Source organism: Massilia sp. Dwa41.01b (assembly GCF_014171775.1).
Taxonomy (GTDB): Bacteria; Pseudomonadota; Gammaproteobacteria; order Burkholderiales; family Burkholderiaceae_D; genus Telluria.
This window is the reverse complement of the sequence record NZ_CP050454.1, coordinates 3,750,787-3,774,932: the sequence shown is the minus strand read 5'-3', so window position 1 is coordinate 3,774,932 and position 24,146 is coordinate 3,750,787. Positions and strand designations below refer to the sequence as shown.

Below are 24,146 nucleotides of genomic sequence, written 5' to 3'. Positions count from 1 at the left end.
CGCCCCACCTTGTCGAAATACTTGTCCGGAACCGCCATCATGACCGATGTCCAAGACATCCAGCGCCGCATTATTGAACTTGACGTGGAACACCGGGACCTCGACGCGGTCATCGCAGTACTGACGGCCGATGGCCATGCCGACCAGTTGCAGCTGCGCCGCCTCAAGAAGCGCAAGCTGCAACTGAAAGACCATATCACCCTGCTGAAAATGCAACTCGTGCCGGATGTCCCGGCCTGAACAGTCTTCGCTTTCCTGTCCGCCCATTTTGACCGACCAACTTCCCGTGCCCGGCGCCTCGCGCGCCGACCCGCCTGTCGCCGCAGCCGAGGCCTCCGGTGTCGACGCCCCTGCGGCTGCGCCCGCAGGCAAGTACGATGCCGAGCTCGATCGACTGTTCGGCACCGGCGGCCCGCTTGCGCCGGCCGTCGGCACCTTCAAGCCGCGCACCTCGCAAACCGAGATGGCGAAAGCCATCGCCAGCGCCATCGACGGCCAGAAAGTGCTCATGGCCGAAGCCGGCACCGGCACCGGCAAGACTTTCGCCTACCTGGTGCCGGCGCTCTTGTGGGGCGGCAAGACCATCGTCTCGACCGGGACCAAGAACTTGCAGGACCAGTTGTTCCTGCGCGATATCCCGACCATCCGCCAAGCCCTGAAGGCCCCGGTGTCGGTGGCCCTGCTCAAGGGCCGCTCGAACTACGTCTGCCATTTCCATCTCGAACGTACCTTGCAGAACGGGCGCCTGACCTCGCGCGACGACGTCGGCCACCTGCGCGAGATCTCCCGCTTCATCAAGATGAGCAATTCGGGCGACAAGGCGGAACTGGCCAAGGTGCCGGAAACGGCCTCGGTCTGGAACCTGGTCACGTCCACGCGCGACACCTGCATGGGTGCCGAGTGCCAGTATTACCAGGATTGCTTCGTGATGAAGGCGAGAAGGGAAGCCCAGCAGGCCGACGTGGTGGTGGTGAACCACCACCTGTTCTTTGCCGACGTGGCGCTGAAGGACACCGGCGTGGCCGAATTGCTGCCGTCGGCGAATACCATCATCTTCGACGAGGCGCACCAGCTGCCCGATACCGCGACCCTGTTCTTCGGCCAGTCGGTCTCGACCTCGCAGGTGCTGGAACTGTGCCGCGACGTGCTGGCCGAGGGTCTGGCGCATGCGCGCGCGGGCGTGGACTGGGCGAAAGTCGTCACCGTGGTCGAAAAGGCCGCGCGCGACCTGCGCCTGACCTTCCCCGAGGGCGGTACGCGCATGTCGCTGCCGCAGATCTTGCCGAATTCGGCCTTTTTCCCGGCGCTGGACAAGCTGAAGGAAGAGCTCGACGGCATGATCGAGGTGCTGGAAGAGCAGGCGGCGCGTGCCGAGACGCTGGAAGCCTGCCGCGTGCGCGCGGTCGAACTGAAAGCCGCCTACGACGCCTGGAAGGCCGCGCCCAAGGGCAAGCTCGTCGAAGGCGACCAGGCCGTGCTCTGGGTCGAGGCCTTCAATTCCTCGCTGCAGCTTCACAAGACGCCGCTGTCGATCGCGCCAATCTTCCAGAACCAGCGCGAGGGCACGCCGCGCAGCTGGATCTTTACCTCGGCCACGCTGGCCGTAAAAAACGATTTCAAGCATTTCTCCGACCAGATGGGCTTGAGCGGCGAGCCCGCGCTGACCTGGCCGAGCCCGTTCAACTACGAAGAGCAGGGCATCCTGTACGTACCCACTGGCATGCCGGAACCAAATTCCTTCCAGTACACCGATGCCGTCGTCGATGCCGCCTTGCCGGTGATCGAAGCGGCCGGCGGGCGCACCTTTTTCCTGTGCACGACGATTCGCGCCGTCAACCGGGTGGCCGAACGCCTGCGCGCGGAATTCGCCGACCGGGGGCTGGACTTCCCGCTGTTCGTGCAGGGCGAGCGCGGCCGCACCGAATTGCTCGACTCCTTCCGCAATGCCGGCAACGCGGTGCTCGTGGGCAGCCAGAGCTTCTGGGAAGGCGTGGACGTGCGCGGCGAGGCGCTGTCGCTGGTAATCATCGACAAGCTGCCATTCGCGCCGCCGGACGACCCGGTGCTGGCCGCACGCATCGAAGTGATGGAAAAGCAGGGCTTGAACGGCTTCATGCACCACCAGCTGCCGGAGGCGATCATCACGCTGAAGCAGGGCGCCGGCCGCCTGATCCGCGATGTCGACGACCGCGGCGTGCTGATGATCTGCGACCCGCGCCTGATCAGTAAACCCTACGGCCGCCGCATCTGGCAGAGCCTGCCGCCGTTCAAGCGTACGCGCGTGCAGGAAGACGTGATCCGGTTTTTCAAGCCAGAGGCTTGAAGGTAGCGTAGGCGGGTTCCCCGCCTACGCGTCCAACGGATTCTTGATACAACGCGGCATATCCCGCCGTTGCCGCACGCGTCGTTGTAGGGTGGAGTCCCGACTCCACGCGGTACGGCGCTGGAGCCGCAGCAACGCTTGACTCTGATTGCTAGTGTTGCAATCCACGGAAAGTGCCGGGTACGCATCGGCACAACCGCGTGGAGTCAGGACTCCACCCTACGTCCCATCACGGCACGATCACCACCTTCCCGGTCACCTTGCGCGCCGCCATGTCGTTGAGCGCTTCGGCGGTATCCGCCAGCGGGTAGCGCTTCGATACCAGCGGCTTCAATTTGCCCTCTGCCATCCATCCCAGCATCTCGCGCATCGCCGCCAGGTTCGCCTTCGGTTCGCGCTTGACGAACTCTCCCCAGAACACGCCCACCACCGATGCCCCCTTGAGCAGCATCAGGTTCCAGGGCAGTTTCGGGATATCGCCCGCGGCAAAACCCACCACCAGGTGGCGGCCGCGCCAGGCGATCGAACGCAGCGCCGGTTCGCTGTAGGGGCCACCGACCGGATCGTAGATCACGTCCGGACCGCGCCCTTCGGTTGCCGCCTTCAAGGCTTCGCGCAGGTCGTCGCGCGTGTAGTCGATCAGCACGTCGGCCCCGTGTGCGCGGCAGACGTCGAGCTTCTCAGCGCTGGAGGCCGCCGCGATCACGCGCGCGCCGAGTGCCTTGCCGATCTCGATGGCGGCCAGTCCGACGCCGCCGGCCGCGCCCAGCACCAGCATCGTCTCCCCGGCCTTCAGGGCGCCGCGGTCGACCACGGCGTGGTGCGAGGTGCCGTAGGTGAGGGTAATGGCGGCGGCGGTATCGAAGTCCATGCCGGGTGGCATGGGCATGAGCGCGTCGACCGGGGCCACGACCTGTTCGGCAAAAGCGCCGGTGCGGGTGAAGCCGATCACGCGGTCGCCCACGGCAAAGCCGCGTACGCCTTCGCCGAGGGCGCGCACGACGCCGGCGAATTCATTCCCGGGCGTGAAGGGGAGCGGCGGGCGCACCTGGTACTTGCCCTGCACGGTCAGCACGTCGGGGAAGTTGACGCCGGCCGCGCGCACCTCCACCACGACTTCGCCGGCGCCAGGTGCGGGATCAGGCAGGTCTTGCAGTTCGAGGCTGTCCGGTGGTCCCCAGTCCTTGCATACGATCGCTTTCATGACTTCTCCTGTGTGGTTTTGCTTGTCGAATAGGCAGGATTATGCCCTACAGCACCAGACCAGGCCCGCAGGGGGGACAGTTTCCAGGCTTGCCGTTTGATCCTGGGCCGCCACTACTTGCCTTGCAGACTGTGTCGGGCTCTCCAGGGTGCCGCCACCCCGCCTCGACCCGGACCCGTTTGTGCGCACGCAAAATGACGAGGTAACGCGGCGCTAGAGTGATGGATGCGCACGCGCCAGCGAGCGTATTGACTGGGGGAATGGCAATGACGATTCGGTACGGCTGTTTCTTCAGCTATGCCCATGGGCGACACGAGTTGATGAACCGCTTCAAGACCGCACTGGCCGACGCCTTGCGCTGCTACCTCGAGCCGTATTTCGACAACGAGGACGAACTCTTCGTCGATACCGAACAGCTCGGCGGCGGCGACGACCTCGACCGCAAGATCGCCAAGGCGATGTGCGAGAGCGTCTGCATGATCCTCATCTACACCCCGAAGTACGAGGCGCACGCGTACACGCGCCGGGAATACGCGGCCATGCGCCAGCTCGAAACCGAGCGCAGCCAGTGGTACACCTTGCCCAGCCACCTGATCATCCCGGTCATCATGACCCAGCACCCCGACCGCTTGCCGCCGCAGATCGCGTCGTCCACCTTCTATGTCGATTTTTCGCATTTCACCATGGCCACCGCCGACCTGAAGTCGAACCCCGACTTCCTGCCTGACATAAACAAGATGGTCAAGCGCATCGCCACCCATTACCAGTACCAGAAAATGTATATGCCGGCTGGTCATGATTGCAACCAATTCGTGCTCCCCGATGTCCCACCCGAGTGGCGTGCCGTCCCGGATCTCACCTTCCCAAAAAAATGAGGAGCTACATGGAAATCAACCGTATAACGCTTCCGCCCATCACCGGACCCGGCGAAGTGACGGCCTTCTATTCGTTCGAGAGCGGGGCCGCGCGCAGCGCCGCTCTCGCGAACACGGCCGTGCTGCTGGCGGGCCGCCAGAATGCCACCTTGCCGGTGCTGATGATCGACTGGGATCTCGAAGCGCCAGGCCTGCACTTGCTGTTTCCCACACGTGACGAGCGCTTCGAAAACGAGCACCCCGATACCGCGCGGCCCGAGGGGCTGCGGCCCGACACGCCCCGGGCCGACGTGGCCCGGCCTGACGTGGCCCGGCCTGACGTGACCCGGCCTGACGTGGCCCGGCCTGACGTGGTCCGGCCCGACAGCGCCCGCCCCGAGGCGAGCCGTCCGGGAATGCGCCCGCCCGCCATGCGTCCCGGCCTGCTCGAATACTTCGAGGCCTGCCGCGAGCAGCTCGAGACGCTCTCGCGCACCTGCGCCCATGCCGACGACGACGAACGCGCGCGCCTGACGCTCGAAGCCATCGACTGGGAAGCCTATGTCGAACGCGTCGACCAGAGCCGCACGCTGTACCTGATGCGTGCCGGGCGCTTCGACGACAGCTATGGCGAACGCGCCGACCGCATGGATTGGGACGGCCTGTTCGCCGCCTGCCCGGCGCTGTTTCGCGCCTTCGCCGCCCACCTGGCGCGCCAGTTCCGCCACATCCTCATCGACTGCCGCAGCGGCCGTTCCGCCGCCGTCAGCGTCTGCACGACCCTCCTGCCCGACAAGCTCGTGGGCATCTTCGGCCCCGGGGCCCGCAGCCTCGATGGCCTGGCCGGCGTGGTCGCGCGCGCCATCGAATACCGCTGCAGCCATGAGGAAGCACAGCGTCCCTTGCTGGTGTATCCGGTGCCGTACGGCGGCGACGGCATGGACGCCGAACGCCGCCTGCTGTGGCGCCGTGGCGATCCGCAGCGGGCCCCGGCGGGCTACCAGCCCGTGCTCGAACAATTGCTGCGCAACTGCTACGGCTTGTCGCAGGTGTCGCTCGACAGCTATCTCGACGAGGTCCAGCTGCAAGCGGGAGCGTGCATGGTCGAGCACCCCGGCTTCACGGCGGAGCGCGATGCCGACCGCCTGTCGCTCACGCGCGGGATCGAGGGCCTGCTCGCCTGGGCGGCCGACAGCCGCTTCCCCGGCAGTCGCGTACCGAGCTGGGCCTCCTGGATGCGGTAGCCGCGGCGCGTGCCGCGCTGGCCGCCGATGCGCCCGGCGGCGCCGGCCCGAACGGCGTGCTGCTCGCGCGCGAACTGCTGCGGCTGGGCGAACTGTACCGCCAGGGCGGGGCGTGCGCTGCAAGGGCAGGAGTGTTTCCGGAGAGTTGCCTGCTGCGCCAGCAACTGCTCGGCGAGCGCCATCCCGACACCCGCGCCGGCCGCGCGGCGCTGGCCGCTGCCCTGCGCGATGCCGGCCAGTTGCACGAGGCGCGCCAGCAATACGAGCTCCTGCTCGAGCATTGCCTTGCGGGCGTCGGCCCGGCGCATCCGGAAACGCTGGCGGCCCGCTCCGGCCTGGCCGCAACGCTGGCCCGTCTCGACGAGTTCGCGCCCGCGCTGGCGCTGCACGACGAGGTGATTGCCCTGTGCGAGCGCCAGTACGGACCCGGGCATATCGTCACGCTCGATGCGCTCGCGGGGCAGGCGCGCACGCTGGCGCACCAGGGCGAATATTCGCGTGCGCGCATGCTCTACGAGCGCGTGCTCGAGGGACGCCAGCGCGTGCTCGGCACCGAGCACGAGGACACGCTGCGCTGCACCCAGCAGCTGGCGACCCTGCTGCGCGACATGGGCGACCTCGGCAATGCGCGCAAGCTGCAGGAAAACGTGGTGCGGGTGCGCGAGCGCCAGGCCGGGATCGAGGCCACCGTCACCCTGCAGGCGCGCGCGAGGCGCTTGCCGAAATCTTTGCCGCCCAGGGCGATCTCGGCGCCGTGCGCGACATGCAGCAGTCGCTGGCGACGGCGCGCGCGCCGTCTTGGCTCGGATCATCCGGACACCACGGGCATCCTGCTGCGGCTCGCTTCCACCCTCAGCCAGCAGGGCGAACTCGAAGAGGCGCGGCGTCTGCAGCAGCATGTCGTCAACCTGCACGAACGCCTGCGCGGCATGGACGACCATGAAACCCTGCGCAGCAAGCAGATGCTGGCCCAGACCCTGTCGAGCCAGGGGCACAGCCTGGCCGCCCGCCGTCTCGAGCAGAGCGTGGAGGAGGGCGGCAGCCGCTTGCGGCAATTGCGTGCCATGTCGTCCGGCCTGCACGACATGGCCGGCGCCGGCTTCGCAGCGCCCCTGGCCGGCGGGCGGCCGCCGGCGCCGCGCGGCACCCGCGAGCCCGGTGGGGCGCCTTCCACATCTGTGCCAGGCGGCACCGACCCGCTCGAGCACAAGCTCGGCCAACTGCACAAGCTGGTCGAAGGCGGACGCGCACGCGAAGCGCGTGTGCTGGCCGACAGCTTGCGCGAAAGTATCCTGCGTCCGACCGTTGCACGGCCCCTGCGGCGGCGCGGGGTAGCCCTGATCAAGCAGGTTTACCTCGACGATGGCGACAAGGACGCGCTGCTGGCCTTCGCCGAGGACGAGGTGGCCGCGCTCGAGGGCGCGCTGATCGAAGCCGCCGGGGGCAGGCCGCTGGCCATGCGCTAGTGTCTGTTGCCGATGCGGCAAGGAAGGCGCCGGGACCGGTTCGCGGGGAGGAGGGGCCGGAGATGGGCGCTCCAGGGCAGCAGCCGAGGGCGCCATCGTCCTGTCGCTGCTGCCGGCCCCATATGCAGCGCGCCATATTTTATTGACACGGCTGCGGTGTCAGGACACGAAAACAGGTGACAGGTTTGCGTTGCCGGCCATGCTTTGGAACAGGCGCCCACAGTAGGAAAACAGGAAGCGCCAACGCGGTGGCGTCGTTTTCGGGCAACGGCGCCACGCCCCGCAGCCCATAAATTATCTCCCCCGGACGCGCGATCAAAGCGTTGCTTCAGGTAAAATCGCGTGATGCGAATTCTTATCAGTAACGACGACGGCTACCTCGCCCCTGGTATCAAGGCCCTGGCCGATGCCCTTGCCGGGGTAGCCGATATTACCGTGGTCGCACCCGACAGCAACCGCTCGGGCGCGTCGAATTCGCTCACCCTGGACCGTCCGCTGTCGGTCACCAAGGCTGCTAACGGTTTCTATTTTGTCAATGGAACACCGACCGATTGCGTCCATATTGCCTTGACGGCGCTGCTCGACGCGCCGCCCGACCTTGTTGTTTCCGGCATCAATAATGGCCAGAACATGGGTGACGACACCCTGTACTCGGGCACGGTGGCGGCGGCAACCGAAGCCTTCCTGTTCGGTATTCCGGCCATCGCCTTCTCGCAGGTCCAGCACGGCTGGGCCCATCTCGACGCCGCCGCGAAGGTCGCCCGCGACGTGGTGCTGCGCGGTTTCGACGTGCTGGCCTCGCCGTATTTGCTGAACGTGAATATTCCCAACCTGCCCGTCGAGGCCATGGGCGCCCTGACGCCGACCCGGCTCGGTCGCCGCCACCAGGCCGAACCGGTGATCCGTGCACAGGATCCGCGTGGCCGCGAGATCTTCTGGATTGGCGCGCCCGGGGCCTGCCGCGATGCCGGCGAGGGCACGGATTTCCACGCCACCAGCCAGGGCATGGTGTCGATCACGCCGTTGCAGGTCGACCTGACACACAAATCGCAGCTCGAGCTGCTGGCGCGGGGGCTCGCATGAAAGACCCGACCAAGACCCCGGAGCGCAGTACCTTCCCCTTGCCCCTGTCTTCGGTAACGAGCCCCGCGGGGCGCAAGACGGTGGCGCCGGCGCCGGTCGCCACGCCGCAGACGGCAACCCGGAATGCCGCGCGCGCGGCCGGAACCGCCGCGCCGACGAAAGCGCCGGCGCCCGGTCCGAAGCTGCCGGGCTACGCCTTGCCGGCCGCGCAGCCGGCGCCGGCCGCGCAGCTCGGACATGATGGCCACCGAGGCGATCCGGCGCGCCATGGTCACGCGGGTCGCGGCGCAAGGCGTGCAGGACAGCCTCGTGCTGGGCGCCCTGGAGGCGGTGCCGCGCCACCTGTTCATCGAACCGGCCCTGTCGGGCCAGGCCTACATCGACGCCTCGCTGCCGATCGGCCATCATCAGACGATTTCCCAGCCGTACATCGTCGCCCGCATGATCGAGGCCATGCGTGACGGCAAAACCATGAACCGCGTGCTCGAGATCGGCACCGGTTGCGGCTACCAGGCTGCCGTGCTCGCACGCGTGGCCAAAGAGGTCTATTCCATCGAGCGCATCAAGCCTCTCCACGAGCTTGCCAAGGCCAATTTGCGGCCCCTGCGCCTGTCCAACCTGCGCTTGCACTACGGAGATGGTATGCTCGGGCTCGCGCAGGTTGCGCCTTTCGACGGTATCATCCTCGCCGCAGCCGGCCTGGAAGTGCCGCGCGCCCTGCTCGAGCAGCTGGCTATCGGTGCCCGCCTGGTGGCCCCGGTCGGCGGCCAGGTGCAACACCTGCAGCGGATAACCCGCATTGGCAAGGCCGAGTGGACCAGCGAGACGCTGGAAGCCTGCCATTTCGTACCTTTGCGCCCTGGTATTGTATGAATCTTGCCAGGGGCGCCACAGATAATAGATGAGAATGAAACAACGAACCCGTTTAGCCCTGCTGACCCTCACTTTCGGCCTGGTTGCCGGCTGTACCAGTACCACCCGCCAGGCGCCCATCGTCGAGCGGCCGATGTCCACTTCCAGCAGCCAGTCCCGTCCGGCACCGGTACGCACCGAAGAACGCAAGGACGCGCGCGGCACCTACACCGTGCGCCGTGGCGACACGCTGGTGCGCATCGCGCTCGACCATGGCCAGAACTACCGCGACCTGGTTACCTGGAACAACCTGGCCGATCCTGACGACATCAAGGTCGGCCAGGTGCTGCGCGTGCTGCCGAACGAGCGCGAGAGCAAGGCAGTCGTGACCCAGCCGGTGCCGATGCCGCCGGAAAACCGGCCTTCGGTACCGCGCAAGACCACCCCGCGTGCCGACAAGAAGCCTTATGAAGAGTCGGTTGCCGAGGCACCGCGCGACAAGGCAGGGGAGCGGGCGGAAAATGTCGTGGCCGCGGTGCCGGCGCCGGCCAGCCTGGCGACCGGCGCCCGCGTCGGTGCCACCGTGAGCCACCACCGACGACGAGAAGCTGAGCTGGATGTGGCCGTCCGACGGGCGTATCATCGCTACGTTCGACGAAGGCAAGAGCAAGGGGATCGACATCGCGGGCCGCGCCGGCCAGCAGGTGATGGCGGCAGGTGCCGGCAAAGTAATGTACGCTGGTAGCGGCATCCGGGGTTATGGTAACCTCGTCATCGTCAAACACAGCAACAGCTTGCTGTCGGCTTACGCCCACAATCGCGCCATTATCGTCAAGGAAGGCGATAACGTCGCCAAGGGCCAGGTGATCGCCGAAATGGGCGATTCCGATGCCGAGACGGTGAAGCTGCATTTCGAGATTCGCCAGCAGGGCAAGCCAGTCGATCCGTCGAGGTTCTTGCCCAGCCGTTAGAGAGGGCAAATGACGCTGCCGCCGCATTCAGGACATCAAGACGCTTCCGACGAGCTGCCTGAGGAACTGGACGGCGAGGGCGCGTCCGCCGGCTTCGGAGCCGACACGCCGGCCGATGGCGCGGGTGCCGAAACGCTGGCGCCCGGCGCGGCGAGCGAGACCGACAGTGTCGACGAACTCAAGACGGTCCTCGCGGCCGAACTCTCGACCGATACCACCCAGCACTACCTGAACCAGATCGGCACCCGGCCGCTGTTATCGGCCCAGCAAGAGGCGCATTACGCCACCCTGGCCAAGGCGGGCGATTTCGACGCGCGCCAGAAGATGATCGAGCACAACTTGCGGCTCGTCGTCTCGATCGCCAAGCACTACATCAACCGCGGCGTCGTCCTGCTCGACCTGATCGAGGAAGGCAACATCGGCCTGATGCGTGCCATCGACAAGTTCGAGCCCGAGCGCGGCTTCCGTTTCTCGACCTACGCCACCTGGTGGATCCGCCAGAGCATCGAACGCGCCATCATGAACCAGGCGCGCACGGTGCGCCTGCCGGTGCACATGGTGCGCGAGCTGAACGCCGTGCTGCGCGCCAAATACCACCTGGAAGCCCAGCACCACGACGGCAAGGAAGCAAGTAGCGAGGATATCGCCAGCCTGGTCGGCCGCCCGGTGGAGGAGGTACAGGACATCCTGGCGCTGTCCGAGCATGCCGCCTCGCTCGATGCGCCGCTCGACAACGATCCCGGTTCCAGCCTCATGGACATGTTGCCAGGGGAAATGGACGATAGTCCCGATGCGCGTGCCGAGCAGCACGAGATGACGCAACTGGTGCGCGACTGGCTCACGCGCTTGCCGGAAAAGCAGCGCCTGGTCGTGATGCGCCGCTTCGGGCTCGACAACGACGATCCGGCCACGCTGGAAACCCTGGCCGAGCAGATGGGCGTCACGCGCGAACGGGTGCGCCAGATCCAGCAGGAAGCCCTAGTCAAGCTCAAGCGGGCCATGGCGGCACGTGGCGTCGTGCGCGATTCCTTGCTATGATGCGGCCGGTCTTGTGAGCTGAATATTGCCGTGGTGCGGTCCCGCGCCGCGGCAGCTGACCAGGGTCGGGCCATCGAGTCTATCGTCTGATCCGCTTTCCATTGTTTACCCTTCCGCGTGGGCACAGCGTGCCTTGCCGGCCGCGCCCACCCTACCTATACGTCTCCGCTCCACGCTACCTATGCAAGAAACCTTTATCGAAATTAAGTCACTCGACGCGGATGCGCGCGGCGTCGGCCACCTCGAGAACGAAGACGGCACCCCGGGCAAGGTGATCTTCGTCGAAGATGCGCTGCCGGGCGAGCGCGTCAGCTACGAGGTCAAGCGCAAGAAGAAGAACTGGGAAGCCGGCCGCATGGTCACGCTGCAGCGCGCTTCGTCGATGCGCGTCGAGCCGCGCTGCGAGCACTTCGGCTATTGCGGCGGCTGCTCGATGCAGCACCTGGAGCCGACCGCCCAGGTGGCGATCAAGCAGCGCACGCTGGAAGACAACCTCTGGCACCTGTCCAAGGTGAAGGCCGAGAACATCATGCGGCCGATGTACGGACCGACCTGGGGCTACCGCTACCGCGCGCGCCTGTCGGTGCGCCACGTCGAGAAAAAGGGCACCGTGCTGGTGGGCTTCCACGAGCGCGCGTCCTCGTATGTCGCCGACATCCGTTATTGCCACATCCTGCCGCCCCACCTGGGTGGCATGCTGATGCCGCTGCGCGAACTGGTCGGTTCGCTGTCGATCTACAACCAGATGCCGCAGATCGAAGTGGCCGTCGGCGAGGAAAGCACGGCGCTGGTGCTGCGCATCATGGCGCCGCTGTCGGCCAAGGACGAGGAACTGGTCAAGGCCTTTGCCGACGAGTGGGGCATCCACTGGTGGCTGCAGCCGAAGGGGCCGGACACGGTCCACGAGTTCTACCCGCTCAAAGGGGATCCGAACTACCGTGAGCTGTACTACACGCTGCCCGAGTTCGGCGTGCGCATGCCCTTCAAGCCGACCGACTTCACCCAGGTGAACCACCAGATCAACCGCGCCCTGGTGCACAAGGCGCTGACCCTGCTGGAGGTGCAGCCGCAGGACCGCGTGGCCGATCTCTTCTGCGGCCTGGGCAACTTCACGCTGCCGCTGGCGACGCAGGCGCGCGAAGTCGTCGGCATCGAGGGCAGCACCGTGCTCAGCGCGCGCGCGCTCGACAATGCCAAGGCGAATGGGCTATCGGAAAAGACGACCTTTTACACGCGCAACCTGTTCGAAGTCACGGCCGATGACCTCGTCGCGCTGGGCCGTTTCGACCGCATGCTGATCGACCCGCCACGCGACGGTGCGATTGCGCTGGCGCTGGCCCTGGCCGAATTGCGCGAAAGCGGCAAGACCGAATTCCTGCCGCAGCGCCTCGTCTACGTGTCGTGCAGCCCGTCGACGCTGGCACGCGATGCCGGCATCCTGGTACACCGCGCCGGCTATGTGATGCAGAAGGCGGGCGTGGTGAACATGTTCCCGCATACCTCGCACGTCGAGTCGATCGGAGTGTTCGAGCTGGCATAGGCCTGATTCACTGCGCTGGCATTCGCGCCACGTAGGGTGGGCGCCCTGTGCCCACGCTGTAGAGCATCTCGTCGGCCGAATCGTGCAGCCAAGGGATGCCTCTCGATTGCCCATGCATCGCACCGCGTGGGCGCGGAGTGCCTACCCTACGAATGACGAACGAAAAAAAGCCGACCCGCGGGTCGGCTTTTTCGTTCAGGAACCCGAATCAGTCGTCGCCGCCGAAGATGCCCAGCAGGCGCAGCAGGCTGGTGAAGACGTTGAACACGTCCAGGTAGATCGCCAGCGTGGCGGTGATGTAGTTGGTTTCGCCGCCGTTGACGACGCGCTGCACGTCGTACAGGATGAAGGCCGAGAAGATGGCAATGGCCAGCACCGAGATCACGATGGTCAGCAGCGGCATGTTCAGGAAAATGTTCGCCACGGCCGCGAGCAGGATCACGACCGTGCCGGCGATCAGCCAGCTGCCCATGCCCGAGAAATCGCGCTTGGTGGTGGTGGCGATGCTTGCCATGACGGCGAACACGCAGGCCGTGCCGCCGAAGGCCGTCATGATCAGGCTGGCGCCGTTCGAGTAGCCGAGCGTGTGGCGCAGCAGCGGCGTGAGCATCAGGCCCATGAAGAAGGTGAAGCCGAGCAGGACGAACACGCCGAGCGTCGATTCCTTCGTCTTTTCGATGGCGAACATGAAGCCAAAGGCGATCAGCATGAAGACGATGAAGCCCATGAAGCCGCTGAACATGGGCAGGTTCATCGATACGCCGACGAAGGCGCCGAGCACGGTCGGGATCATCGACAGCGCCAGCAGCCAGAATGTGTTGCGCAATACCTTGTTGCGCGCGACCTGGCCGACGGCCACGTCATAGGCAGGTTGCTTTTGCAGGATAGGGTTCATGATGCCTCCGGTTCGATTGATTGATCGCCTTGCATGCTGCGATGTCGATGCAGCCATGCGTCCAGCATAGCATGCTGGCCCCACCGGGAGCACGTCCTTAAGCAATGCATAAGGCAACTCCCGGCGGACACTGCAGGAAACCCCGGCAAACCTGCTGCGCGTCGGATTGTCGCCCTGCGATGCTCGCTGTACCGTCGTACAGCTGCGCTTCTCGGGCAACACTCCTTCCGCTCGCTACGGTTTTCCGGGGTTTCCAGATCTTGCACCACGTGGCAAACAAGCGCACGCCAGATTGACAAGGCGGTTTTTCGCCGCCACTCTACCACCTGGGCGGGCCCCGTCGCAATATCGGCTATATGGGGCGAGGTATGGTAAAATCAAAGGTTGATTGAGTTTTCAACTTCTCGATTTAAACCTTTCTTTTTATTGGAGTTTTTTCATGGCAATCGAACGCACCCTGTCGATCATCAAACCAGACGCAGTTGCAAAAAACGTGATCGGCCAAATCTACAGCCGCTTCGAAGGCGCTGGCCTGAAGATCGTCGCCGCTCGCATGACCCAGCTGTCGCGCGAACAGGCTGAAGGTTTCTACGCTGCTCACAAAGAGCGCGGCTTCTTCAAGGACCTGGTCGACTTCATGGTGTCGGGCCCTGTCATGATCCAGGCCCTGGAAGGCGAGAACGCCGTCCTGAAGCACCGCGACCTGATGGGCGCGACCGATCCGAAGAAAGCTGAAAAAGGCACCATCCGCGCCGATTTCGCCGATTCGATCGATGCCAACGCCGTCCACGGTTCGGACGCTGTCGAAGCTGCAAAAGTGGAAATCGCTTTCTTCTTCCCAGAACTGAAGTAATGCAGTAACCGGTCGACGACGTCGGCCGAAGCATGACTTTCGCATCAAGAACCGCTCGCCCAGTGCCCCGGGCCCGGCGAGCGGGTCGGTACCACGTTTCCTGCATTATTTTTAAGGTTTCAAGAACATCATGACGACTCTCACCAACCTGCTGGACTTCGATCCCGCGCAGCTCGTCGCTTATTGCGCCGAATTGGGTGAGAAGCCGTTCCGCGCCAAGCAGCTGCAGCGCTGGATCCACCAGTTCGGAGCAAGCAGCTTCGACGACATGACCGATCTGGCCAAGTCGCTGCGCGAAAAACTGAAAACCCGCGCCGAAGTGCGCGCGCCGGGCATCATCAGCGACCACACCTCGACCGACGGCACGCGCAAGTGGCTGGTCGACGTCGGCGACGGCAATGCCGTGGAAACCGTGTTCATCCCGGAAGAAAACCGCGGCACGCTGTGCATTTCCACGCAAGCCGGCTGCGCCGTCAACTGCCGCTTCTGCTCGACCGGCAAGCAGGGCTTCAACCGCAACCTCACCGTGGCCGAGATCATCGGCCAGCTGTGGATGGCCGAGTTCGAACTGCGCCGTACCAAGGGCATCGAACCGGGTCCGAAGGGCGAGCGCCAGATCACCAACGTGGTGATGATGGGCATGGGCGAGCCGCTGCTGAACTACGAGCCGACCGTCACCGCGCTGAAGCTCATGCTCGACGACAACGCCTACGGCCTGTCGCGCCGCCGCGTGACCCTGTCGACCTCGGGCGTGGTGCCGAACATCGACAAGCTGAGCCAGGATTGCCCGGTCGCGCTGGCGGTGTCGCTGCACGCCTCGAACGACAAGCTGCGCGACATTCTGGTGCCGCTGAACAAGAAATACCCGCTGCGCGAACTGCTGGCATCGTGCAAGCGCTACCTCGAATTCGCCCCGCGCGATTTCATCACCTTCGAGTACTGCATGCTCGACGGCTTCAACGACAGCGACGAACATGCGCGCGAACTGATCGCCCTGGTGAACGACCCGGCTATCGGCATCAACTGCAAGTTCAACCTGATTCCGTTCAATCCCTTCCCGGAGTCGGGCCTGTTCCGCTCGAAGAATCCGCGCATCAAGGCCTTTGCCCAGGTGCTGATGGATGCCGGCATCGTCACCACCGTGCGCAAGACGCGCGGCGACGACATCGATGCCGCCTGCGGCCAGCTGGCAGGCGAAGTGCAGGACCGTACCCGGGTTGCCCAACGCATGGAAAAAATGGCTGAGTACCAGAAGAAGTTCGGCGCCGATTTCGGCCGCATCGTGGAGATTGATTCTTGAACGGCGCGGCAGCTGGCGCAAGGGCGAAGCGCGTGAAGGGCAAGGCCCTGGCCGCACGCCTGGTGGCCGCATCCGTGCTGGCCCTGTTGACGGCCTGTGCCGGCACCGGCACCGGCGGCGGCGAGCTCAAGACCGCGTCCGACCAGACCACGGCCGAGAAGCGCGCCTTCATCCGCGTGCAGCTGGCCGTCGGCTACTACCAGCAGGGCAAGTACGAGATCGCCCTGGACGAGATCAAGCAGGCCCTCAAGGCGGACCCGAACTATGCCGAGGCCTACGGCATGCGCGCGCTGATCTATACCGCCATGAACGAGCTGCGCCTGGCCGAAAGCAACTACGAACAGGCGCTGCGCCTGGCGCCGAATAATCCCGAGCTGGCCAACAACTACGGCTCCTTCTTGTGCCAGTCGGCGAACCGCCCGCTTGATGCCATGCGCTACTTCGAGCAGGCCCTGAACAACCGCAGCTATGCAACGCCCGTCAGCGCCCAGGTCAACGCCGCCCAGTGCAGCTTCAAGACCCGCAATGTCGATGCCGCCGAGCGCTACCTGCTCAATGCGGTACGCATCAACCCGGACCTGCCGGCAGTGAACGCTGGCCTGGCCCGGGTCTACTACGAGCGGCGCGACTACCAGCGCGCCGGTTTTTTCATACACCGCCTGACAGAGTTGTCGACACTCGACAACCTGCCCGCCGATGCGTTGTGGCTCGCCCTGCGGGTCCAGCGTAAACTGGGCGAACGCTCGATGGAAGCCAGCCTGGTCGCGCAGCTGCGGCGGCGCTTCCCCGGCTCGCCCGAATACCTGGCGTACGAGCGCGGGGCTTTTGATGAGTGAGACGAGAATGACTTCTGAGCGCACAGACCAGAGCGCCACGCCAGGCAACCACCACAGCCATCCGGGCGCGACGCTGGCAGCCCAACGCGAAGCCATGGGCTGGAGCGTCGAGCAGGTGGCCGAGCAGCTCAAGCTGACCGTGCGCCAGGTGGTGGCGATCGAAGCAGCCGATTATGCTTCGCTGCCCGGTCCGGCCGTGACGCGCGGCTTCGTGCGCGCCTACGCCAAGATCCTGCGCCTCGACCCGGCTCCGCTGGTGGCGATGATCCCGATGGATAATCCTGTCGTCAGCGACGACGGCGCCGCGCTGCGCCGCGATCGGGCCTCCTCGCGTCCGACCTCGTTCTCGCATTCGCGCTATCCGACCCACGGCAAGCGCTCGAGCCTGCCGCTGGGCTGGATCGCCGGCGTCATCGTCCTCGCTGCCGCCGCAGGCGCCGCCTGGCATTTCGGCCTGGTCTCGCTGCCGGGCAGCGCGAGTACGCCTGCCGGTAACGAAGCGGGCATGGGCACGCCGGCCGAGAACGGCACCGTGGCCGCGCCGGCCGCCGTGCCCGAACACGATACCTCGGTGCCGCTGATCTCGGTGCCGGCGCCTGCCGACGGCGCTGCTGCCGGTGCTGGCACGCCTGCCGCCCCGGCCGCCGGCACTGGCGCGGCGCCGGCTGCCACGCCGGGCGCCACCGGCACCGTGACCACGACCACCCCGGCCACCGCCACGCCGGCCGCGACGGCACAGGCGGCGACCGCACCGGCGGCGACCGCACCGGCGGCGCCGGCTGCCGCTCCCACGGGCGCCAACACCCGGTGCTGAAGGTGAACGCCGATTCCGGATCGAAGTGCGTCCGCAGGGCGGCAAGGCGCTGATCTCGCGCCTGGTACGTGCAGGCAGCACCGAGACGGTCGAGATTCCGGGCACGGCGACCCTGGTCGTCGGCAATCCGACAGGCGTGACGGCCACCCTGCGCGGCGCGGCGGTGGCGCTGCCGCCGGTGCCGGGCAAGACGATCTCCCGCATTACGATCAAGTAAGGATCGGACAAGCCGCGGAGCTGGCTGGCCTGTGTGCCGGCGGCTCCCACGCCAACGTTTAACGATGAATGCAATGAATGCTATGAACCTGCCAATTCCGTCCGGCCCCCTGGCGCGCCGCGCCAGCCGCCGCGTGCTGGTCCAGCACGGCGAGCGCAAGGTCTGGATCGGCGGCGACGCCCCGGTGGTCGTGCAGTCGATGACCAACACCGACACCGCCGACGTCATCGGTACCGCGATCCAGGTCAAGGAGCTGGCCCGTGCCGGCTCCGAGATGGTGCGCATCACCGTCAACAACCCGGAAGCGGCCGCCGCCGTGCCCGCCATCCGCGAGCAGCTCGACAGGATGGAGGTCGATGTGCCGCTGGTGGGCGACTTCCATTACAACGGCCACATCCTGCTGCGTGACTTCCCGGAGTGCGCGCGCACGCTGTCGAAGTACCGCATCAACCCGGGCAACGTGGGGCAGGGCGCCAAGCGCGACGCCCAGTTCGCCCAGATGATCGAAGTGGCGATCCAGTACGACAAGCCGGTGCGCATCGGCGTCAACTGGGGCAGCCTCGACCAGAGCCTGCTGGCGCGCATCATGGACGAGAACGCGGCACGCGCGAACCCGTTCAGTGCCCAGGCCGTCATGTACGAAGCCTTGATCACCTCGGCGATCGAGAACGCCGTGCGCGCCGCAGAGATCGGCCTGGCGAAGGACAAGATCATCCTGTCGTGCAAGGTCTCGGCCGTGCAGGACCTGATCGCCGTCTACCGCGAGCTGGCGCGCCGCTGCGACTACCCGCTGCACCTCGGTCTCACCGAGGCGGGCATGGGCAGCAAGGGCATCGTCGCCTCGACCGCCGCGCTGTCGGTGCTACTGCAGGAAGGCATCGGCGACACCATCCGCGTGTCGCTCACCCCGGAACCGGGCGGCGACCGCACGAAGGAAGTCATCGTGTCGCAGGAAATCCTGCAGACCATGGGCCTGCGCAAGTTCACCCCGATGGTGATCGCCTGCCCGGGCTGCGGCCGCACCACGTCGACCGTGTTCCAGGAATTGGCCGACAACATCCAGACCTTCCTGCGCGATTCGATGCCGGAGTGGAAGAAGTCCTATCCCGGCGTGGAAGCGATGAACGTGGCCGTGATGGGCTGCATCGTCAATGGTCCCGGCGAATCGAAGCATGCCAACATCGGCATCAGCCTGCCCGGTACGGGCGAATCGCCGGCGGCGCCGGTGTTCGTCGATGGGCAGAAGGTGGCGACGCTGCGCGGCGAGCGGATCGTCGATGAGTTCCAGAACATCGTGCTGGAATATGTGAAGAAGAATTACGGAACGCAAAACGAAGTCGCGATTTGATCTTGTAGGGTGGGCTCTCGAGCCCACGCGGTCGTGCTTGTGCATGCCGCAATGTCTCAGACAGCCCGACAGCTCGCATACCGTACCGCGTGGGCATGAATGCCCACCCTACGAAAAGCAACCCCGCCTATAAGCGGAAAGTAGAAGAACATATGTCCAAACCAGAAAAAATCGTTGCCATCAAAGGCATGAACGACATCCTCCCGGCTGACGCGCCGCTGTGGGAGCTGTTCGAGAACACCGCCGAGACCATCCTCAAAAGCTACGGCTACCAGAAGATCGTCACGCCCATCGTCGAGGAAACCGGCCTGTTCGCGCGCGCCATCGGCGCCGTCACCGACATCGTCGAGAAGGAAATGTATTCCTTCACCGATTCGATGAACGGCGACCAGCTGACGCTGCGTCCGGAAGGCACGGCCGGCGTGGTGCGCGCGGTGCTCGAGCATAACCTCGTGTACGACGGCCCGAAACGCCTCTGGTACAAGGGCCCGATGTTCCGCCACGAGCGTCCGCAGCGCGGCCGCTATCGGCAGTTCTTCCAGTTCGGCGCAGAAGCCGTCGGCTTTACCGGCCCGGACATCGACGCCGAACTGATCATGCTGTGCCGTCGCCTGTGGGACGACCTGGGCTTGCAGAACGTGCGCCTGGAATTGAACTCGATCGGTAACGCGGAAGAGCGCAACCGCCACCGCGCCGACCTGATCGCCTATTTCGAACAGCACACGGACGTGCTCGACGCCGAGGCCAAGCGCCGCCTGCATGCCAACCCGCTGCGCATCCTGGACACCAAGAACCCCGCCATGCAGGAAATGGTGAACGGCGCGCCGCAGCTGCTGTCTTATCTCGGCGAGGAATCGCTCGCGCACTTCGAAGGCGTCAAGCGCCTGCTGGACCGCAACAACGTGCAATACACGGTGAATCCGCGCCTGGTGCGCGGCCTCGACTACTACAACCGCACCGTGTTCGAATGGGTCACCGAGGAACTCGGCTCGCAGGGCACGATCTGCGCCGGCGGCCGCTACGATCCGCTGATCGAAACCTTCGGCGGCAAGGCCACGCCGGGCGTCGGTTTCGCGATGGGCATCGAGCGCATCATCGAGCTGATGAAAGGCCTGGGCGAACCGGCACAGCCGAGCCAGTGCGACGTCTACATGGTGCACGCGGGCGAGGAAGCGCAGGTGCAGGCCTTCATCCTGGCCGAGCGCCTGCGCGATGCAGGCCTGGACGTTGTGTTACATTGCGCAACGCCAACAGGCGCGGGCAGCTTCAAGAGCCAGATGAAGAAGGCCGACGCCAGTGGCGCGGCCTTTGCCGTGATCCTGGGCGAAGACGAAGTGGCGCAGGGCGTGGCGGCGGTGAAGTCGCTGCGTGGCGAGGCTGGCGAACAGCAGCAGGCCAGCGTGCCCTTCCTGGAAGTGGTCGACCACGTCGTCGATGCCATCGTCGGCGATCACGATCACGACCACGATCACGTGCATTACCACCCGTAAGCCAGGCGGCCGACGGCATTCGAACCACCGACTCACCATTCCATCATTATTAGAAGAAGCGACTCATGGCATACGACCTCGAAGAACAAGAACAGATTGCAACTTTCAAGGCATTCTGGTCCAAGTACGGCAACCTGATCATGTGGGTACTGATCCTGGCGCTGGGCTCCTTCGCCGTTTATAACTACTGGAAGAAGATGCAGCGCGACCAGTCGGTCGAGGCATCGGCTCTGTACGAAAGCATGACCGACGCCGCTGGCGCGAAGGACAATGCCAAGGCCCAGCGCATCGCCGGCGATATCCAGTCGAAATTCAAGCGCACCGCCTACGCGCAGATGAGCGCGCTGGCCGCCGCCAAGACCGCTTTCGAGGCGAACGACCTGAAAGCCGCGCGCGCCCAGCTGCAGTGGGTGATCGACAACGGCAACGACGAGTACAAATCGGTGGCCCAGCTGCGCCTGGCCGGCGTGCTGCTGGACGAAAAGGATTACGCGGGCGCCATGAAACTGCTCGACGCGCAATACCTGCCACAGTTCAGCGCCGAAGTGGCCGACCGCAAGGGCGACGTGCTGGTCGCGCAGAACAAGATCACGGAAGCACGCGCCGCCTACGTCCAGGCGCTGGCCGCGATGGGTCCGAAGCATCCGGGCAGCCAGCTGGTGCGTATCAAGCTCGAAGCCATCGGCGGAACCGCGCCGGAAGCGAAGGATGCCGCGAAAGCCGCCGCCTGAGCGATTGCCGGTGGAGCGGCCCGCGCCCGCCGTTCTGGCGAGCGCGGGCTTTGTGGCTTTCATGCCCTTTGCTGGATCTTTTGTTTCCCTTACGTCCTCAACAGACTTAGAACAAGGTAAAAAGAAAAATGCGTATTACCCGTAAGCTGCTTGGTGCCGGTGTCCTGGCCCTGATGACGGGCTGCTCGACCCTGAGCTCGCTCAATCCGTTTTCGTCGAAGTCGAAAGGCAACGAGCCTGCGCCCCTCGTCGAGCTGAAAGGCACGATGGCGGTGCGCACCGCGTGGAAGCTCGATATCGGCAAGGCGCACGGCAACCAGTTCTCGCCTGCGCTGGCGGGTAACACCGTGATCGTCGCAAGCACCGACGGCACCATCGCCCGCGTCGAAGCGGCCGACGGCCGCCAGCTCTGGCGCGTGAAGGCCGATTCCGAGCTGACCGCCGGCGTCGGCACCGACGGCAACGTGATCGCCGTCGGCGGTGCCGATGGCGTCCTGATGGCCTTCGACATGGACGGCAAGACACTGTGGAAAACCCAGCTGTCGAGCGAAATCCTCTCGAGCCCGGCAGTGGGGCAGGGCATCGTCGTGGCACGTTCGATCGACAACCGCATCGTCGGCATCGACGCCGCCACCGGCCAGAAGAAGTGGACCGTGCAGCGTGCAACGCCGCCGCTCACGCTGCGCACCGCGCCGGGCATGGTGGTCTACGACAAGGACGTGATCATCGCCCAGCCGGCTGGCAAGCTCGGCGCCTTCCTACTCGCCACCGGCGCGCCGCGCTGGGAAGTCGAAGTCGGCCAGGCGCGCGGCGCCACCGAACTGGAACGCGTGACCGACATCGGTGGCGCCCCGACCATCTTCGAAACCGACGTCTGCGCCGCCAGCTACCGGGGCGTGTCGCCTGCTACGAGCTGAGCTCGGGCACGCCGCGCTGGACGCGCGACATCTCCTCGCTGGTGGGCGTCGCCGTCGACCAGCGCTTCGTCTTCGCCGCCGACGACAAGGGCGCGCTGAACGCCTTCGTCCGCGACGGCGGCGCCAGCGCCGGAAGAACGACAAGCTGGCCTTCCGCAGCCTGTCGACCCCGGTCTCGTATGGCCGCGCGGTCGCGGTCGGCGATTACGAGGGCTATGTGCACTTCCTGTCGCGCGAGGACGGCAGCTTCCTGGCGCGCGCCGCCACCGACGGCAGCGCCATCACCGGCACGCCGGTCGTCGCCGGATCGAACCTGATTTTTCAAACACAAAACGGAACAGTGACCGCCATCGCGGTCGAATAACACACTACATGAAGCCGGTAATTGCACTCGTTGGTCGCCCGAACGTCGGAAAGTCGACCCTATTCAACCGCCTGACCCGTTCGCGCGACGCGCTGGTGGCCGATCTTCCTGGCCTGACGCGCGACCGCCACTACGGTGAAGGGCGTATCGGCGAGCGCCCGTTCCTGGTCATCGACACCGGCGGCTTCGAGCCGGTCGCCAAGGACGGCATCATGCACGAGATGGCCCTGCAGACGAAGCAGGCCGTGGCAGAAGCCGACATCGTCGTCTTCATCGTCGACGGCCGCCAGGGCCTGACTCCGCACGACAAGACCATCACCGACTTCCTGCGCAAGTCCGGCCGCCGCGTCATGCTCGTCATTAACAAGAGCGAGGGCATGAAGTACACGTCCGTCACCGCCGAGTTCTATGAACTGGGCATGGGCGACCCGTACGTCATCTCGGCCGCCCACGGCGACGGCGTCACCGACCTCGTCAACGAGGCGCTCGACCTGGCCTTCGCGGCGCGTCCCGCCGATGAGGAAGAACTGGAAAACCAGGACCGCGGCGTCAAGATCGCCCTGGTCGGCCGCCCGAACGTGGGCAAGTCGACCCTGATCAACACCCTGGTCGGCGAGCAGCGCGTGATCGCCTTCGACATGCCGGGTACCACCCGCGACTCGATCGAGGTGCCGTTCGAACGCGACGGCAAGCAGTACACGCTGATCGACACGGCCGGTATCCGCCGCCGCGGCAAGGTGTTCGAAGCGATCGAGAAGTTCTCGGTCGTCAAAACCCTGCAGTCGATCACCGAGGCGAATGTGGTCGTGCTGATGCTCGACGCTCAGCAAGATATTTCCGAGCAGGATGCGCACATCGCCGGCTTCATCCTTGAGTCGGGCCGCGCCCTGGTGGTGGCGGTCAACAAGTGGGATGGCTTGACCTCCGACCAGCGCGACGAGGTCAAGAACACGATGGACCGCAAGCTCGACTTCCTGGGCTTTGCTGAAACGCGCTTCATCTCGGCGCTGAAGGGCACCGGCATCAAGCAACTCATGGCGTCGGTGGACACGGCCTATGCCGCGGCGACGGCCAACCTGTCGACGCCGCGCCTGACGCGCGCACTCCAGGAAGCGGTCGAGAAGCAGGAGCCGAAGCGCAAGGGCACCTCGCGTCCGAAGATGCGCTACGCCCACCAGGGCGGCCAGAACCCGCCGATCATCGTCATCCACGGCAATGCGCTCGACGGCATCACCGAGCCCTACAAGCGCTACCTGGAAAAGCACTTCCGCGACACCTTCAACCTGATCGGCACTCCGCTGCGGATTGAATTGAAGAGCGGCAAGAACCCGTTCGCCAGGGACAAGGCATAAGGCGTGATTGTCCAGCCGCTGCGCGGGAAACTTATCCCATCCTTAAGCGCAGCGGTTTTGCTGGAAACGCAAGCCTAGCAGTACGACAGGGAGCGGCAAAACAGGTTAAAGTACCTCAAGGCCATCGTTCGCATCCGCTGAATCTTGCCCCGTGCACTTGAAAAGGGGGCGCTCGCCTCCATTTTTTAAACTACAACAACATTACGGAGCTGTTATGAGCAACAAAGGGCAACTGTTACAAGACCCATTCCTCAATGCCTTGCGCAAGGAGCATGTCCCAGTCTCGATCTACCTGGTCAACGGGATCAAGCTGCAAGGCCATATCGAGTCGTTCGATCAGTACGTCGTCCTGCTCCGCAACACTGTGACCCAGATGGTGTACAAGCATGCCATTTCGACCGTTGTCCCGGCCCGGGCCGTCAACCTCAACCTCGACTCCGAAGCCGAGTAAGGC

The 24,146-nt window shown here is 65.3% G+C and carries 22 protein-coding genes and 2 pseudogenes; 22 read left to right on the top strand and 2 right to left on the bottom strand.

The window, feature by feature from the left end; translation table 11 throughout:
* Nucleotides 1-39: 39 nt before the first annotated feature.
* Nucleotides 40-240 carry a YdcH family protein gene (locus G4G28_RS17340; protein WP_182989221.1) on the top strand — a complete coding sequence of 67 codons (201 nt, stop codon included), beginning with the start codon at nt 40-42 and terminating at the stop codon, nt 238-240.
* The gene (locus G4G28_RS17335; RefSeq protein WP_182989220.1) at nt 227-2,323 is read left to right on the top strand and encodes an ATP-dependent DNA helicase; all 2,097 of its coding nucleotides are present in this window, start codon (nt 227-229) and stop codon (nt 2,321-2,323) included. Before G4G28_RS17340 ends, G4G28_RS17335 begins: the two co-directional genes overlap by 14 nt.
* A 229-nt stretch (nt 2,324-2,552) precedes the next feature.
* Here G4G28_RS17335 and G4G28_RS17330 read toward each other — a convergent pair whose 3' ends face one another.
* Nucleotides 2,553-3,527 carry an NADPH:quinone oxidoreductase family protein gene (locus tag G4G28_RS17330; protein WP_183107639.1) on the bottom strand — a complete coding sequence of 325 codons (975 nt, stop codon included), beginning with the start codon at nt 3,525-3,527 and terminating at the stop codon, nt 2,553-2,555.
* Nucleotides 3,528-3,793: 266 nt separating this feature from the next.
* Here G4G28_RS17330 and G4G28_RS17325 point away from each other — a divergent pair, with 266 nt between their 5' ends.
* The 8 genes and pseudogenes from G4G28_RS17325 (at nt 3,794) to rlmD (ending at nt 12,575) form a co-directional block, all read left to right on the top strand.
* Nucleotides 3,794-4,402, top strand: coding sequence for a toll/interleukin-1 receptor domain-containing protein (locus G4G28_RS17325; protein WP_182989219.1), 609 nt, complete (start codon nt 3,794-3,796; stop codon nt 4,400-4,402).
* Between the two features lie 8 nt (nt 4,403-4,410).
* On the top strand, nt 4,411-5,625 hold the full coding sequence (locus tag G4G28_RS17320) for a hypothetical protein (RefSeq protein WP_183107638.1): 1,215 nt from the start codon (nt 4,411-4,413) through the stop codon (nt 5,623-5,625).
* 56 nt (nt 5,626-5,681) lie between these two features.
* Nucleotides 5,682-7,091: a tetratricopeptide repeat protein gene (locus tag G4G28_RS17315; RefSeq protein WP_183107637.1), complete on the top strand. Its 1,410-nt coding sequence runs from the start codon at nt 5,682-5,684 to the stop codon at nt 7,089-7,091.
* A 345-nt stretch (nt 7,092-7,436) separates the two neighbouring features.
* Nucleotides 7,437-8,174, top strand: a complete 738-nt coding sequence (gene surE / locus G4G28_RS17310; RefSeq protein ID WP_182989217.1) for a 5'/3'-nucleotidase SurE — start codon at nt 7,437-7,439, stop codon at nt 8,172-8,174.
* Nucleotides 8,171-9,047 (top strand): annotated as a pseudogene (locus tag G4G28_RS17305) (protein-L-isoaspartate(D-aspartate) O-methyltransferase). Before surE ends, G4G28_RS17305 begins: the two are co-directional and overlap by 4 nt.
* Before the next feature lie 34 nt (nt 9,048-9,081).
* Nucleotides 9,082-9,997: pseudogene (locus G4G28_RS17300) on the top strand (peptidoglycan DD-metalloendopeptidase family protein).
* Nucleotides 9,998-10,006: 9 nt separating this feature from the next.
* Nucleotides 10,007-11,035 carry an RNA polymerase sigma factor RpoS gene (gene rpoS / locus G4G28_RS17295; protein ID WP_182989216.1) on the top strand — a complete coding sequence of 343 codons (1,029 nt, stop codon included), beginning with the start codon at nt 10,007-10,009 and terminating at the stop codon, nt 11,033-11,035.
* A 181-nt stretch (nt 11,036-11,216) separates the two neighbouring features.
* Nucleotides 11,217-12,575: a 23S rRNA (uracil(1939)-C(5))-methyltransferase RlmD gene (gene rlmD / locus G4G28_RS17290; protein ID WP_182989215.1), complete on the top strand. Its 1,359-nt coding sequence runs from the start codon at nt 11,217-11,219 to the stop codon at nt 12,573-12,575.
* 208 nt (nt 12,576-12,783) lie between these two features.
* Here the strand turns inward: rlmD and G4G28_RS17285 are convergent, their stop codons facing one another.
* On the bottom strand, nt 12,784-13,470 hold the full coding sequence (locus G4G28_RS17285) for a Bax inhibitor-1/YccA family protein (RefSeq protein ID WP_182989214.1): 687 nt from the start codon (nt 13,468-13,470) through the stop codon (nt 12,784-12,786).
* Nucleotides 13,471-13,909: 439 nt separating this feature from the next.
* Here G4G28_RS17285 and ndk point away from each other — a divergent pair, with 439 nt between their 5' ends.
* The 12 genes from ndk (at nt 13,910) to hfq (ending at nt 24,143) form a co-directional block, all read left to right on the top strand.
* A complete protein-coding gene (gene ndk / locus G4G28_RS17280) occupies nt 13,910-14,323 on the top strand; it encodes a nucleoside-diphosphate kinase (RefSeq protein ID WP_182989213.1) in 414 nt (137 codons plus the stop codon).
* A 130-nt stretch (nt 14,324-14,453) separates the two neighbouring features.
* The gene (gene rlmN / locus G4G28_RS17275; protein ID WP_182989212.1) at nt 14,454-15,623 is read left to right on the top strand and encodes a 23S rRNA (adenine(2503)-C(2))-methyltransferase RlmN; all 1,170 of its coding nucleotides are present in this window, start codon (nt 14,454-14,456) and stop codon (nt 15,621-15,623) included.
* Between the two features lie 32 nt (nt 15,624-15,655).
* Nucleotides 15,656-16,459 (top strand): type IV pilus biogenesis/stability protein PilW, encoded by an 804-nt coding sequence (gene pilW / locus G4G28_RS17270; protein ID WP_182989211.1) that lies wholly within the window; start codon nt 15,656-15,658, stop codon nt 16,457-16,459.
* 7 nt (nt 16,460-16,466) lie between these two features.
* Nucleotides 16,467-17,273: a helix-turn-helix domain-containing protein gene (locus G4G28_RS17265; protein ID WP_229507700.1), complete on the top strand. Its 807-nt coding sequence runs from the start codon at nt 16,467-16,469 to the stop codon at nt 17,271-17,273.
* Nucleotides 17,274-17,298: 25 nt separating this feature from the next.
* Nucleotides 17,299-17,490 carry a RodZ domain-containing protein gene (locus G4G28_RS26665; RefSeq protein WP_229507699.1) on the top strand — a complete coding sequence of 64 codons (192 nt, stop codon included), beginning with the start codon at nt 17,299-17,301 and terminating at the stop codon, nt 17,488-17,490.
* An 82-nt stretch (nt 17,491-17,572) separates the two neighbouring features.
* The gene (gene ispG / locus G4G28_RS17260) at nt 17,573-18,838 is read left to right on the top strand and encodes a flavodoxin-dependent (E)-4-hydroxy-3-methylbut-2-enyl-diphosphate synthase (protein WP_374039741.1); all 1,266 of its coding nucleotides are present in this window, start codon (nt 17,573-17,575) and stop codon (nt 18,836-18,838) included.
* Nucleotides 18,839-18,990: 152 nt separating this feature from the next.
* On the top strand, nt 18,991-20,328 hold the full coding sequence (hisS, locus tag G4G28_RS17255) for a histidine--tRNA ligase (RefSeq protein ID WP_182989208.1): 1,338 nt from the start codon (nt 18,991-18,993) through the stop codon (nt 20,326-20,328).
* A 65-nt stretch (nt 20,329-20,393) separates the two neighbouring features.
* Nucleotides 20,394-21,059 carry a tetratricopeptide repeat protein gene (locus G4G28_RS17250; RefSeq protein WP_182989207.1) on the top strand — a complete coding sequence of 222 codons (666 nt, stop codon included), beginning with the start codon at nt 20,394-20,396 and terminating at the stop codon, nt 21,057-21,059.
* Nucleotides 21,060-21,187: 128 nt separating this feature from the next.
* Entirely contained in the window at nt 21,188-21,976 is a 789-nt protein-coding gene (locus G4G28_RS17245) for a PQQ-binding-like beta-propeller repeat protein (protein ID WP_308600888.1), read from the top strand.
* A gap of 217 nt (nt 21,977-22,193) precedes the next feature.
* Entirely contained in the window at nt 22,194-22,340 is a 147-nt protein-coding gene (locus G4G28_RS28540; protein WP_308600886.1) for a hypothetical protein, read from the top strand.
* An 8-nt stretch (nt 22,341-22,348) separates the two neighbouring features.
* A complete protein-coding gene (gene der, locus G4G28_RS17240; protein ID WP_182989205.1) occupies nt 22,349-23,692 on the top strand; it encodes a ribosome biogenesis GTPase Der in 1,344 nt (447 codons plus the stop codon).
* 214 nt (nt 23,693-23,906) lie between these two features.
* The gene (gene hfq, locus G4G28_RS17235; protein ID WP_026354376.1) at nt 23,907-24,143 is read left to right on the top strand and encodes an RNA chaperone Hfq; all 237 of its coding nucleotides are present in this window, start codon (nt 23,907-23,909) and stop codon (nt 24,141-24,143) included.
* The last annotated feature ends 3 nt before the right edge of the window (nt 24,144-24,146 follow it).

Bases quoted from the DNA above. Each gene is read 5' to 3' on its own strand.
- G4G28_RS17340 (WP_182989221.1), top strand. From the start codon at position 40: ATGACCGATGTCCAAGACATCCAGCGCCGCATTATTGAACTTGACGTG.
- der (WP_182989205.1), top strand. From the start codon at position 22,349: ATGAAGCCGGTAATTGCACTCGTTGGTCGCCCGAACGTCGGAAAGTCG.
- surE (WP_182989217.1), top strand. From the start codon at position 7,437: ATGCGAATTCTTATCAGTAACGACGACGGCTACCTCGCCCCTGGTATC.
- hfq (WP_026354376.1), top strand. From the start codon at position 23,907: ATGAGCAACAAAGGGCAACTGTTACAAGACCCATTCCTCAATGCCTTG.
- G4G28_RS17265 (WP_229507700.1), top strand. From the start codon at position 16,467: ATGACTTCTGAGCGCACAGACCAGAGCGCCACGCCAGGCAACCACCAC.
- G4G28_RS17330 (WP_183107639.1), bottom strand. From the start codon at position 3,527: ATGAAAGCGATCGTATGCAAGGACTGGGGACCACCGGACAGCCTCGAA.
- rpoS (WP_182989216.1), top strand. From the start codon at position 10,007: ATGACGCTGCCGCCGCATTCAGGACATCAAGACGCTTCCGACGAGCTG.
- G4G28_RS17285 (WP_182989214.1), bottom strand. From the start codon at position 13,470: ATGAACCCTATCCTGCAAAAGCAACCTGCCTATGACGTGGCCGTCGGC.
- G4G28_RS17325 (WP_182989219.1), top strand. From the start codon at position 3,794: ATGACGATTCGGTACGGCTGTTTCTTCAGCTATGCCCATGGGCGACAC.
- hisS (WP_182989208.1), top strand. From the start codon at position 18,991: ATGTCCAAACCAGAAAAAATCGTTGCCATCAAAGGCATGAACGACATC.
- rlmN (WP_182989212.1), top strand. From the start codon at position 14,454: ATGACGACTCTCACCAACCTGCTGGACTTCGATCCCGCGCAGCTCGTC.
- rlmD (WP_182989215.1), top strand. From the start codon at position 11,217: ATGCAAGAAACCTTTATCGAAATTAAGTCACTCGACGCGGATGCGCGC.
- G4G28_RS17245 (WP_308600888.1), top strand. From the start codon at position 21,188: ATGCGTATTACCCGTAAGCTGCTTGGTGCCGGTGTCCTGGCCCTGATG.
- G4G28_RS17250 (WP_182989207.1), top strand. From the start codon at position 20,394: ATGGCATACGACCTCGAAGAACAAGAACAGATTGCAACTTTCAAGGCA.
- G4G28_RS17335 (WP_182989220.1), top strand. From the start codon at position 227: ATGTCCCGGCCTGAACAGTCTTCGCTTTCCTGTCCGCCCATTTTGACC.
- ispG (WP_374039741.1), top strand. From the start codon at position 17,573: ATGAACCTGCCAATTCCGTCCGGCCCCCTGGCGCGCCGCGCCAGCCGC.
- ndk (WP_182989213.1), top strand. From the start codon at position 13,910: ATGGCAATCGAACGCACCCTGTCGATCATCAAACCAGACGCAGTTGCA.
- G4G28_RS17320 (WP_183107638.1), top strand. From the start codon at position 4,411: ATGGAAATCAACCGTATAACGCTTCCGCCCATCACCGGACCCGGCGAA.